We start from the raw sequence: 12160 nt of genomic DNA, 5'->3' as shown, positions 1-12160 counted from the left end.
GCGCCTCGAACCACGAGGGCGTGGCACAAAGCAAAGGAGACCGACCATGGGATCATTCATGCTGCGCCGGATCATCTATGTGATCCCCGCGCTGATCGCGGTCTCGCTCATCTCCTTCCTCGTCATCGCCATTCCGCCCGGCGACTTCGTGACCCGCACAGCCGAATTGCGCGCGGCCCAGGGCGACATCATGCCCATAGCCGAACAGGACGCGATGCGCCGGGCCTATGGGCTCGATCTGCCGATCATGGTGCAATACTGGAACTGGATAACCGGCGTGCTGACGCGCGGTGACTTCGGCTATTCCTTCTCGTTCAACCTGCCGGTCAAAGATGTCATCTGGCCGCGGCTGGGCCTGACCGTGGTGCTGTCAGTGGCCAGCCTGCTGTTCATCTGGGTCGTGGCTATTCCCATCGGCATCTATTCGGCGGTGCGCCGCTATTCGGCCGGCGATTACCTGGCGACCTTCCTCGGTTTCCTCGGCCTGGCCATCCCCAATTTCCTCCTGGCGCTGGCGGTGATGTATGTGGCCTTCGCCTGGTTCGGCATGAATGTCGGCGGGCTGTTCTCGCCCGAATATCTCGAGGCGCCGTGGAGCTGGGACCGGGTGCTGGACCTGCTCAATCACCTCTGGCTGCCGATGATCGTGCTCGGCACGGCCGGCACGGCCAGCGTCATTCGCGTCATCCGCGCCAACCTGATGGACGAATTGCACAAGCCCTACGTCACGGCGGCCCGCGCCAAGGGCAAGGGCGAGTTCGGGCTGCTGATGAAGTACCCTGTGCGCCACGCGCTCAACCCGTTCGTTTCCGGGCAGAACGACATTTTCGTCGAGATCGTCTCGGGCGGCACCATCGTCGCCATCGTCATGGGGCTGCAGACCACCGGGCCGCTGCTGCTCGACGCGCTGCGTACCCAGGACATGTATATGGCCGCCAGCTTCATTCTGATGCTGAGCGTGCTGGTCGTGATCGGGACATTGCTGAGCGACCTGCTGCTGGCCTGGCTCGACCCGCGTATCCGGTATCAGCAGGGGTAGGGGCGGATGACGATTGTTCCATCGAATATGCGGAAGCATACCCCCCTCCTAGCGCCGCCAGGCGCTGCGCGCCAAGCTCTGCTTGCCTCCCCCTCAAGGGGGGAGGTGAACCCTGCGGGTTTGGTAAGATGGTGCCCTAGCCCCGATTTCAGCCTCCCCCTTGAGGGGAGGGTAGCGAAGCTTGGCTCGAAGAGCCCTAGCGCAGCTAGGGAGGGGGTGGCGTGCTCCCAAAGTGCTCAAGTGTCGGGAGCCCGTCCATGAGCACCTTCGACGAAACCACCGGACAGGTCGCTCCTATCGCCGCCGTTCACCAGCGCGGGCGCGGCTATGACGGGCACTGGGCCCTGGTCTGGCAGAAATTCCTGCGCCACAGGCTGGGCGTTGCCGGCGGCATCGTGGTTATCCTGGCCTATATCGTGGCGCTGATCCCTGAATTCCTCGCGCCGGTGACGCTGGAGGCCTATAATCCGAGCTACAGCTATGCGCCGCCCCAGGCGATCCAGTGGGGACGCGATGACGGCGAGGGCTGGCGTTTCCTGCCCCATGTCACTGCCTACAAGACCGAGATCGACTACAATTCGGGCCGGCGCCTGTTTGTCCCCGATCCGGAAACCGTCATTCCCATCGGCTTCTTCGTGCAGGGCGAGCCCTACCGGCTGCTCGGGCTGATCCCGACCGACCGGCACCTGTTCGGCGCGGTCGAGGCGGGCCAGCCCTTCTTCCTGGCCGGGGCCGACCGGTTGGGCCGCGACATTCTCAGCCGCACCATCTACGGCACCCGCATTTCCATGACCATCGGGCTGATCGGGGTGGCGCTCAGCCTGGTCTTCGGCATCCTGATAGGCGGTATTTCCGGGCTGTTCGGCGGCGTGGTGGACAACCTCATCCAGCGCTTCATCGAATTCATCCAGTCGGTGCCCGCGATTCCGCTGTGGATCGGGCTGGCAGCGGCCATTCCGCAATCGGTGCCGCCATTGCAGGTCTATTTCCTCATCACCATCATCCTGTCGGTGCTGGGCTGGACCAGCCTGGCGCGCGTGGTGCGCGGCCGGTTCCTGGCCATGCGCAGCGAGGATTTCGTCAAGGCGGCGCGGCTCGATGGCTGCGGGCCGGTGCGCATCATCTTCCGGCACATGCTGCCGAGCTTCCTCAGCCACATCATCGCCACGGTGTCGCTGGCCATTCCCGGCATGATCCTGGCCGAGACGGCGCTGAGCTACCTCGGCATCGGGCTGAGGACGCCCATCGTCAGCTGGGGCGTGCTGCTGCAGGAGGCGCAGAATGTGCGCACCATTGCTTCCGCGCCCTGGCTGCTGCTGCCGGGCGGGGCGGTGGTCATCGCCGTGCTGGCGCTCAACTTCCTCGGTGACGGTCTGCGCGACGCGGCCGACCCCTATTCGGACTGAGGCTGATGGACAATCTGGTAGAAATCCGCGACCTCACCATCACCTTCGCCCATTCGGTGGACGTGGTGACCGGGCTCGACCTCGATATTCCCGCCGGCAAGACGCTGTGCCTGGTGGGCGAGAGCGGCTGTGGCAAGTCGGTGACGGCCAAGGCGATCCTGCAGGTCATCGACCATCCAGGAAGGGTTTCGGGCGGGGCGATCAACCTGCGCCAGGCCAATGGCGCTGTGCTCGATATTGCGGCCACCAAGCCGACCAGTCCAGTAATGCGCCATGTGCGTGGCGCCGATATCGCCATGATCCACCAGGAGCCGATGAGCTTTCTCTCGCCGCTCTACACCATCGGCAACCAGATCAGCGAAGCGCTGACCCTGCACCGCAAGATGAGCGAGAAGGAGGCGCGGGCCGAGGGTATTCGCATGCTCGAACAGGTCGGCATGCCCGACCCGGAACGGCGCTATGACAGCTATACGTTCCAGCTCTCGGGCGGGCAGCGGCAGCGAGCGATGATCGCCATGGCGCTGATCAACCAGCCGCGCCTGCTGATCGCGGACGAGCCGACCACGGCGTTGGATGTGACCACGCAGGCCAATATTCTCGACCTGCTGGCACAATTGCAGCGCGACAGCGGCATGGCGGTGCTGTTCATCACCCACGATCTCGGCGTGGTGGCCGAAATCGCCGACGAGGTGGCGGTGATGTATCTCGGCAAGATCGTCGAGCGCGGGCCGGTGAAGGAGGTGCTGGAGCATCCCAGGCACCCCTATACACGCGGGCTGCTCGCCTCGATGCCGCGGCTCGACGGGGATTTCAAGGCGCCGCTCAAGGCTATTCCGGGCATGGTGCCGCCGCCGGCTCTGCGGCCGACGGGATGTTCGTTTCATCCGCGCTGCGAATGGGCGGTGGCCGGCTTCTGCAACATGATTTCGGTGCTGGAGACCGAGCTTGGCAATGACCACATGGTCGCCTGCCATGCCTATGGTCCGCAGGCGGCAAAGATCGACAAACATGCGACGCGCACCCCGGCGGCCGTTGCGCCCGCGGAGCGGCGCGCCGAGAGCATGGAACCGCTGCTCAGCGTGCGCGACCTGCACAAGCATTTCCCCATCCGCTCGGGATTTTTCCAGCGCCAGACGGGGGCGGTGCGGGCGGTCAACGATATCTCGCTCGATATCTATCCCGGTGAAACGCTGGGGCTGGTGGGCGAGAGCGGCTGCGGCAAGTCCACGCTCGGCCAGACCATTGTCGGACTGCATCGCGCCGATGGCGGCGCCATCCGCTTTGCCGATGGCGAGCACGAGCCGGCGGACCTGCTCACCGCACGGGGCGCCACGGCAAAACGCCTGCGCACCGATATCCGCATGATCTTCCAGGACCCGACCGGTTCGCTCAATCCGCGTATGCGGGTGCGCGACATCATAGGGGAGGTGCTGCAGGTCAACAGCCGGTTCAGCGCCGGCGAGATCGAAGCGAAGGTGCAGGCGCTGCTGTCGAAAGTCGGGCTGAGCCCGGATTATGCCGAGCGCTATCCGCATGCCTTTTCCGGCGGCCAGCGCCAGCGCATCGCCATTGCCCGAGCTTTGGCATCGGACCCGCGGCTGGTGATTGCCGACGAGGCGGTGTCGGCGCTCGATGTGTCCGTGCAGACCCAGATCATCAACATGATGAAGTCCCTGCAGGCGGAGATGGGGCTGACCTATCTCTTCGTCAGCCACGACCTCGGCGTCATCGCCAATATCAGCGACCGCGTGGCGGTGATGTATGCCGGGCGGATCGTCGAGATCGGCAGCACCGAAGCCATTTTCCGCAATCCGCGCCATCCCTACACCGAGGCCCTGCTGGCGGCCATTCCGGGCCGCGGCGTCAGCAAGCCCAGGGACCGCATCCGCCTCGGCGGCCATGTGCCGGACCCCAGCCAGCAGCTTGTCGGCTGCAGCTTTGCCGATCGCTGCCAATATGCCCAACCCGCCTGCCGCGCGGTTATGCCGCCCCTCGAAGGCACCGCGGACCATCGTTTCGCCTGCATCCGGGCGGATGAATTGAGGTTGCGCACGGTTACTGGACAACCGGAACTGGTTGGCGCCTAAAATCATTCGACAGACTCGTGAACTGGCGTACAATGCCTGTTCTAAATCTGTCCGGTAAGGGAACATGCATTCTACGATTCAGTTGATCAACCTGCTTGGCGCCGGGGCTCTGCTGCTCTGGGGGCTGCGGATGATCAAGACCGGCGTCATGCGGGCGTTCGGGGCATCGTTGCGCCTGTGGATCGCCAAGGGCACGGGCAATCGCTTCTCGGCCGTTCTGTCCGGCATCGTGGCGACGCTGGCGTTGCAATCCTCCACCGCCACGGCGGTCATCACGGCGAGCTTTGCCTCCAATGGGGCGATCAAGCCGCGCATGGCCCAGGCGGTGATGCTGGGGGCCAATGTGGGTACGTCCATAGCGGCGGTGATCCTGTCGCTCGATGTGCACTGGTTCGCCTCGGCCATGATCCTGGTTGGCGTCACGCTGTTTTCGCTGAGCAAATATGCGCGCGGCAAGGGCATGGGCCGCGCCGTTCTCGGCCTCGGCCTGATGCTGCTGGCGCTGCAACTGGTCGGCAATGTCACCGACCCGCTGCGCGAATCCGAGGTGATGGTCGCCATTCTCTCGGGGTTAAGCGACGCGCCGGCCTTCGCGCTGATCCTGGCGGCGGTCCTGGCTTTCGTTTCCTCGTCGAGCCTGGCCGTCGTGCTGTTCGTTGCCTTGCTGGCCTCGGCGGGCATCGTGCCGCCGCCGCTGGCGGTGACGCTGGTGGCGGGCGCCAATCTCGGCGGTGCCATTCCGCCGCTGCTGGCGACGCTGCGCGAAGGCACCGAAGCGCGCCGGCTGACGCTGGCCAATCTGGTCGTCCGCGCCATCGGCGCCATCGTGCTGACCAGCTTCGCCGTGCCGGCGGCCGCGCTGCTGCAGACTGTCCTGCCGGACACCGACGACCTGACCATTGCCGCCCATATCGGCTTCAACCTGGCGCTGCTGGGGCTGTTCCTGCCGCTGCTCGGGCCGATCGGCAAGCTGGCTTCCCTGGCCATCCCGAAGCCCGCCACGCCGGAGCGCGGCACGCGCTATCTCGACGATACCGTGCTCGACACGCCTACCATTGCGCTGGCCGCGGCAGAACGCGAGACGCTGCGGGTCAGCGATATCGTGCTGCGCATGCTGGAAGGGAGCCTCGATGCCCTGCGCAAGCCGGGCCCCGCCACGCGCAGCACGGTGTCGCTGCTCGATGACGACGTCGATGCGTTCAACCAGGCCATCAAGCTATACCTGACCCGGCTCGACCAGACCGAGCTGGACGAGGACGATGCCCGGCGTTCCGCGGAAATCATGAGCTTTGCCATCAACCTGGAGCATGTAGGCGATATCGTCGAAAGCGGGCTCTGCGACGTTGCCGGCAAGATCGCCAAGCGGCAACTGAGATTTTCGGCCGATGGCCTGGCCGAAATCGTCGCGCTCTATGAAAAGACTATTCTCAACATGCAGCTGAGCCAGACCGTGTTCATGACCCGCGATCCGCAACTGGCACGGCAACTGGTCGCCGCCAAGGTCGATGTGCGCCGGCTCGAGGCCCGCTCGGCCAGCAAGCATATCCAGCGCGTGCGCGAGCGCGTGCCGGCTTCGGTCGAAACCAGCTCGCTGCATCTCGACATCCTGCGCGACCTCAAGCGCATCACCGCGCACCTGGCCTCGGTCGCCTATCCCATCCTCGAAACCAAGGGTGAGCTCGACGAGAGCCGCCTGCGCCCCAATGCCGTGCTCGAACCGAAGACGGCCTCTGAGTAATTGCGGAGTTTCCCATGAACTACGATGCTGTCCTCGCGGACATGGTTGCTGTCGCCCGCGAAGCCGGAGCCCTGACGCTGGGCTATTTCAAGCGCTTCCGCGACCTCGAAATCGGCATCAAGGGGCCGGCAGACTTCGTCTCCGAAGCCGACAAGGAAAGCGAGCTGCTGATCCGCAAATTCCTGTTCGAACGCTATCCGGACTGGAGCTTCACCGGGGAGGAATTCGCCCCGGTCGACACCGATAACGAACATCGCTGGCTGGTCGACCCTATCGACGGCACGACCAATTTCATCAATGGCATGCACTACACCATCTCCATCGCGCTGCGCCGCGGCAACGAGACGGTCTGCGCGGTGCTCTACAATCCGCCCGCCGACGAGATGTTCACCGCCATTCCGGGGCAGGGCGCCTTCATGAACGGGGAACGGCTCAAGGTGAGCGAACAGGCCGATATTGGCCTGTTCAACGTGGGTACCGGCCTGCCCACCCCGGGCCTGCAGCTCTATCCGGGCGCCTATGAGCGTCTCGACACTATCCGGGCCCCCATCGGCGCCGTCCGCGTCGTCGGCAGCGCCGCCAATAGCTGCGCCTATGTCGCGATGGGCCGGCTGACCGGATATTACGAGGAAACCGGCTTCGTCGATACGGCAGCCGGAATTTTGCTGGTGCAGGAAGCCGGCGGTGTGGTCACCGACTGGTGGGGCCGTGGCCCTGACATCTACGAACGCACCGGCACGCTGCTGGTCGCCAACAAGGCGACGCATGCGTATTTGCTGGACAAGCTCAAGGACGTGCCGCGGAAAGAGCCGAAGTAAGGGAGCACGGTCTCGCCATGCTCACGGATTCCCCTCTCCCCTTGAGGGAGAAGGTGCCCGAAGGGCGGATGAGGGGTTCTGCGCTATCCACCAGCATAGAAACATGGGGAGGTCGCAGGACCCCTCACCCGCAATTTCCTCTGAACGATGAAATTACCCCCTCTCCCACAAGGGGCGAGGGGGGGCTCCATTCCCGCTCTACCCCATCAGCGCCAGCAACCCCTCCGGGTCATCCGTGGTGATCTGGTCGACTCGCAGGTCCAGCAGGTGCTGAACATGGGGGCGCATTTCTGCACTCGCCTCGCGGATGGTCCAGGCGTCGATGCGCTTGCCGTGTCTGTGGTAGGCCTCGACCATGTCGAAACCGGCATTGGCCGCCTGGGTGACGATTTCCCAGTAGAGATAGATCATGTCGGTGCCTTCGAGGGCGGCGACGGAGTCATCGACAAAGCCTTGCAGCGTCCCGCCGGCCAAAGCCGCCTTGAAGCGCTGCTCGTCGCTGGCGTCATAGCCGCTGCGCATGCCGGGTACGGCCTCCGTCAACAGCTTGACCGCCGCAGCCGAGCCGGAGGAGACGATCATGTTTCCGGCAACCGGCCGGGTGGCGCGGGCGAAATTTTCGATAGCGGCGGTGTCGAGAACGGTCTCGTCCTCCTTGTAGTCGAGCTGCAGCAGCGCATCGGGATGCACCTCGCCCTGGGCCATCAGGGCGCAGAGGTCGTCGAGCAGCATGACCTTGTCGGCGATCGGTGCGCCGTCGTTGCCGCGCAGGTGGAGGTCTCGGATCACCGCATCGGCTGTCGTGGCAACCGCACCCCGCCCGGTGGTTTCGCGGTCGAGGGTCTTGTCATGCAGCACTGCCATGCCCTTGTCCGATGTGACCACCAGGTCGACCTCGACGCTGGCACCCAGCCGCATGGCCTCGAGGATGCGCGCACCGGTGAATACCGGGTCGGACGCCTTGCGGCGGCCGCGATGCCATTTGAGCCAGGTGCGGTGGCCCTGGCGGGTGATGCAGATGGGGTCGGTCATGCCCGGTGGATCACCACGCCATCGCGATAGGCGGCAATGGCCTTTGGCGTCAGCGTAACCGTCTGGCCGGCCTTGAACAGGTCGGGATGGGGCACCATCGCCTTGATGCGGGTGGCATCGTTGAGTTCGAGATCCACCAGCCCATGCGTGCCATAGTCGGTGACGCGATGCACCTTGCCCTGGCTGCCCTCGCCGGTAACCGCCAGGTCCAGTGCCTCGGGACGGATGGCCAGGATAGCCGGGCCATCGCTGACCGGCAGGGGCGTCGAATAGCCCGCCTTGCTGAACATGCCGTTGGCGACATTGCCCTCGATGAGGTTCATCGTGCCGATGAAGCCGGCGACGAAGGGCGTCTGCGGTTCGCGATAGATCACCTCAGGGCGGTCGATCTGCTCGGTCCTCCCGTCGCGCATGACCACGATGCGGTCGGCCATCGACAAGGCCTCGTCCTGGCCATGCGTTACGAACAGAGTGGTAATCTTGAGCCGCTGCTGGATATCGCGCACTTCCTCGCGCAGCCGCTCGCGCAGATGCTGGTCGAGGCTGGCAAAGGGTTCGTCGAGCAGCAGGATTTTGGGTTCCAGCACCAGCGAGCGCGCCAGCGCCACGCGCTGTTGCTGCCCGCCGGACAGCTTGGCGACATGGCGCGTGCCATAGCCGTTGAGGCCCACCAGGTCGAGTACGGCATCGACGCGGCGCTTGATCTCGTCCGGAGCAACCTTGCGCAGCTTGAGGCCGAAGGCGAGGTTCTTGAACACGTTCATATGCGTCCACAGCGCATGGCTCTGGAACACCATGCCGGTGGGACGCTTCTCGGGCGGAACATGGGTGATGTCCTCGCCGTCGATGGTCATGACGCCACTGGTCGGGCGCTCGAAGCCGCCCACCATGCGGAGCAGGGTGGACTTGCCCGAGCCCGACGGGCCAAGCAGGCAGACCAGCTCGCCATCGGCCACCTCGAGGGAGAAATTGTCCACCGCACGGACCTGGCCGCTGGCGAAAATCTTGGAAACGTCTTTGATCTTGAGAACGGACATGCGTTTTTCCTAGCCCCCGAAGCCGCGGGCGAACGAACCCGAATTGACGACCCGGCGGGCGAATAGCAGGGCGATGAAGCTGGGCACCCAGAGCAGCACCGACAGCACCGCGCCATACTGGATGACCGGCTGGTTGTTGATGAAGGAGATCATCAGCACCGGCAGCGTACGCACCTGCGGTGCGCCGATCAGCCAGGCGCCCTCGGTTTCGTAGAAGGTGCCGACGAAGCTGAGCAGGATGGCGGCGGCAATGGTCGGCCCGGCCTGGGGCAGGGTGATCGACCAGAAAACGCGGAACGGTCCGGCGCCCACATCGCGCGCCGCCTCTTCCATGCGCCGGTCGACCGACTGGAAGGCGGCCACCGGAATCCAGATCATGAACAGCAGCGTGCCCACCAGTTGGATCAGCACCACGCCCCAGAAGGTGCCGATGAGATTGAGCTGCAGGAAAATCCCGGCAATGGCGACCAGCAGGCCGAATTTGGGGAAGGCATGCCCGGCCAGGAACGAGAAGAACAATATGTCCCGCCCCGGAAAATCGAGCCGGGCGAAGGCATAGGCGGCCGGCAGGCAGATGAGGGCGGAGAGCCCCGTCACCGTCGTCGCCAGCGTCAGGCTCATGGTGATCGAACCCCAGACATCGGCGCGCGCCAGCGTCTGGTTCCAGAATTTGAGGCCGAACTCCTGCGGGATCACCGCGGGGAAGCGCCAGACATTGGTGAAGGCCCAGGTTCCCACCACGATCAGGGGAAACACGATGACCAGCGTCAGCACGACGGCGAAGACGATGCCGGTCCAGTCTACTGGGCGGCGTATGAGCGTGGCGGCCATTTCAGGGTGTCCTGTTCTTGGCGACGGAGCGCACATAGAAGAGCCCGAACACGATGCAGAACCCGAAGGTGATGACCGCTTGGGTGATGGCCGTCCGCGGTTCGTAGAGTTCGCGGAAGGTGCGCTGCATGAACGGCCCCATCATTTCCGGCGCCGCCGGTCCCAGCACATAGGGCAGGGTGAAGGCCGAGAAAATGCCGAGAACGGCGAAGGAGATGGCCACCAGGACCGAATTGGAAATGCGCGGCAGGATGATGTGCCAGAGCAGGGCGAAACGGCCGGCGCCGACATCGCGCGCTGCCTCGATGGCCTGGTTGGAAACATTGCCCAGCCCCGACAGCAGGATCAGTACGGTCAGCGGGATATTGTCCCAGACCAGCCCGATCACCGGCCCCCAGGGGGTCAGGTAGGGCGAGCGGATCTTGGGCAGGCTCATGGCATTGAGCAGCAGGTCGACGGTGCCGTTCGGCCCCAGGACGCGGATGAAGGCGAAGCTGAGGATGATCGAGGGCACGAACATCGGGAAGATGGCCAGGCCCTGTACATAGGCGGCGATCCTGCTGTCCGAAAAGCGCAGATAGAGCGCGATCGGCAGGCAGACAACCAGCAGCAGGATGGCGCAGACCCCCGTCGTCCACAGCGTGAGCGACAGGTTGGACAGGCTATAGCCGTCCGAGAAGAAGAAGCGGTAGGTCTCGAGCGAGAAGGTGTCGCCGCCCTCGGGCAGCCGCATCCACAGCGTCTGGATGATGGCCGAGATGATCGGCCAGATGATGAGCCAGATCACCAGCAATACCGGAACGGCAACGAGCAGGAGGCCGATGGGCCTCCTGCTTTCTGGTGCGGCGAGCACTGGCTGGCCCGCGTCTGATACGGTCACGAAGCCGGGTCCACGTTGGGCGCCACGGCGCGATACCAGCCATCGTTGATGGCCTTTTCCCAATCCCCGCTGGGGAAATTGGGGATGGACTGCGGGATGAGGTCGGCGAATTTCTCGCGCAGTTCAGGCGAGATATAATCCCACGATACGCCCGGGAAGCCGCCCAGTTCGGTGAGCACGGCCGACTGGATTTCCTCGGTGAGGAGGAAGTCGGCGAGCTTGAGCGCGGCATCCTTGTTGGCGCCGTTGCTGAGCACGGCCAGTTTGGTGAAGCCGCCCGGCAGGCCCAGATCCTGGAGTTGCACGAGGCCGGTGGTTTCCGGCAGCACGCCCTGGGCGATGGCCGACAGCGCCTGGTCGGACCAGGCCGGGATCATCGTCACGGCCGACTGGCCGAGCAGTTGCAGCGACTGGGTATTGCCCGACGTATAGGCGCCGCCATCGAACAGCGAGGGCGCCAGGTCCATCAGGATGTCCCAGGCCGGCGTCAGCATCGTTTCGCCGGCTTCGGCGGTGTAGTTGTCGACGGTAAAGGCCGCCGGATCCTGCCCATTGGCCTCGTAGATGGCGCGGCGCACGAAATTGCCGCCCGAACCGCCCTTGTTGGGACGGTTGTAGATGAACTGGCCGGGGTTTGCCTTGATCCAGGTAACCAGGTCCGCCCAGGTCTTGGGCACATTGGCCGGATCGAGCTTGGTGGTGTCATAGGCCAGCAGCACCTGCGAGCCACGATAGGGCAGGTTGGTCGGAATATCGAAGGCCAGCGGATTGACCTTGGAATAGTTGCTGAGGCCAGCCGTCTCGAAGTCGACATAAAGGCCCTTGGCGATGCCATCGACGGTGACGCGCGTATCGAAGCCTTCGAACAGGTCGGCCTGCGGATCGGCGCCGCTGGCCAGGGCGGCCATGGCACGGTCGCCAATCGCCGCGACGCCGGGGCCGTCGCCACCGTCAACCAGGTTGAGTGTCACGCCGGCATTGGCGGCCTCGAATTTCGGCTTCACCACATTGGTCCAGAAGTCGATGACGTTCTGGTCCGAGCTGAAATAGACGTCGATGACGCCCGGTGCGGCAAAAGCCATGCGGGGCAGCATCAGGGCGCCGGCAGCCGTGCCGGCAGCGAGCATGAAATCACGCCGTTTCATTGTAATCTCCCAAAGTCCGTTCATTGGAACGGATGTTCCACAAGGCGGTCAGTTCCGCCCGTAGGTTTCATCGATCTTGCGTCGACCTCTCCCGCCCGAAAGCTAACTACCGGCCGGAAAATTATGCAAGCGGAAACCCGCAGATCG

The 12160-nt window shown here is 64.5% G+C and carries 10 protein-coding genes; 5 read left to right on the top strand and 5 right to left on the bottom strand.

The window, feature by feature from the left end; genetic code table 11:
- The first annotated feature begins 46 nt into the window (after positions 1 to 46).
- From ASD04_RS03635 to ASD04_RS03615, 5 genes are all read left to right on the top strand, one after another.
- Positions 47 to 1039 (top strand): ABC transporter permease, encoded by a 993-nt coding sequence (locus ASD04_RS03635; protein WP_056252593.1) that lies wholly within the window; start codon positions 47 to 49, stop codon positions 1037 to 1039.
- A 257-nt stretch (positions 1040 to 1296) separates the two neighbouring features.
- Positions 1297 to 2445 (top strand): ABC transporter permease, encoded by a 1149-nt coding sequence (locus ASD04_RS03630; protein WP_082530949.1) that lies wholly within the window; start codon positions 1297 to 1299, stop codon positions 2443 to 2445.
- A 5-nt stretch (positions 2446 to 2450) separates the two neighbouring features.
- The gene (locus ASD04_RS03625) at positions 2451 to 4532 is read left to right on the top strand and encodes an ABC transporter ATP-binding protein (protein ID WP_056252590.1); all 2082 of its coding nucleotides are present in this window, start codon (positions 2451 to 2453) and stop codon (positions 4530 to 4532) included.
- A 64-nt stretch (positions 4533 to 4596) separates the two neighbouring features.
- Complete coding sequence (locus ASD04_RS03620; protein ID WP_056252587.1) at positions 4597 to 6270, top strand: Na/Pi cotransporter family protein; 1674 nt, start codon at positions 4597 to 4599, stop codon at positions 6268 to 6270.
- Between the two features lie 14 nt (positions 6271 to 6284).
- Entirely contained in the window at positions 6285 to 7088 is an 804-nt protein-coding gene (locus ASD04_RS03615) for an inositol monophosphatase family protein (RefSeq protein ID WP_056252583.1), read from the top strand.
- Positions 7089 to 7286: 198 nt separating this feature from the next.
- On the opposite strand, the gene ASD04_RS03610 is transcribed toward ASD04_RS03615, so the two are convergent.
- The 5 genes from ASD04_RS03610 to ASD04_RS03590 are packed head-to-tail and all read right to left on the bottom strand — an operon-like array spanning position 7287 to position 12013.
- Positions 7287 to 8120: a glycerophosphodiester phosphodiesterase family protein gene (locus ASD04_RS03610; protein ID WP_056252581.1), complete on the bottom strand. Its 834-nt coding sequence runs from the start codon at positions 8118 to 8120 to the stop codon at positions 7287 to 7289.
- Entirely contained in the window at positions 8117 to 9157 is a 1041-nt protein-coding gene (locus ASD04_RS03605; RefSeq protein ID WP_056252574.1) for an ABC transporter ATP-binding protein, read from the bottom strand. Before ASD04_RS03605 ends, ASD04_RS03610 begins: the two co-directional genes overlap by 4 nt.
- A 9-nt stretch (positions 9158 to 9166) precedes the next feature.
- Positions 9167 to 9988, bottom strand: a complete 822-nt coding sequence (locus ASD04_RS03600; protein WP_056252571.1) for an ABC transporter permease subunit — start codon at positions 9986 to 9988, stop codon at positions 9167 to 9169.
- A gap of 1 nt (position 9989) precedes the next feature.
- Positions 9990 to 10868 (bottom strand): ABC transporter permease subunit, encoded by an 879-nt coding sequence (locus tag ASD04_RS03595; RefSeq protein WP_056252568.1) that lies wholly within the window; start codon positions 10866 to 10868, stop codon positions 9990 to 9992.
- The gene (locus ASD04_RS03590; protein ID WP_056252562.1) at positions 10865 to 12013 is read right to left on the bottom strand and encodes an extracellular solute-binding protein; all 1149 of its coding nucleotides are present in this window, start codon (positions 12011 to 12013) and stop codon (positions 10865 to 10867) included. Before ASD04_RS03590 ends, ASD04_RS03595 begins: the two co-directional genes overlap by 4 nt.
- Between the last annotated feature and the right edge of the window lie 147 nt (positions 12014 to 12160).

Origin of the sequence: Devosia sp. Root436, from assembly GCF_001426345.1 — a bacterium.
Classification (GTDB): Bacteria; Pseudomonadota; Alphaproteobacteria; order Rhizobiales; family Devosiaceae; genus Devosia.
Note: the sequence above shows the minus strand (reverse complement) of the source record. Positions and strands in the feature narration are given on the sequence as shown.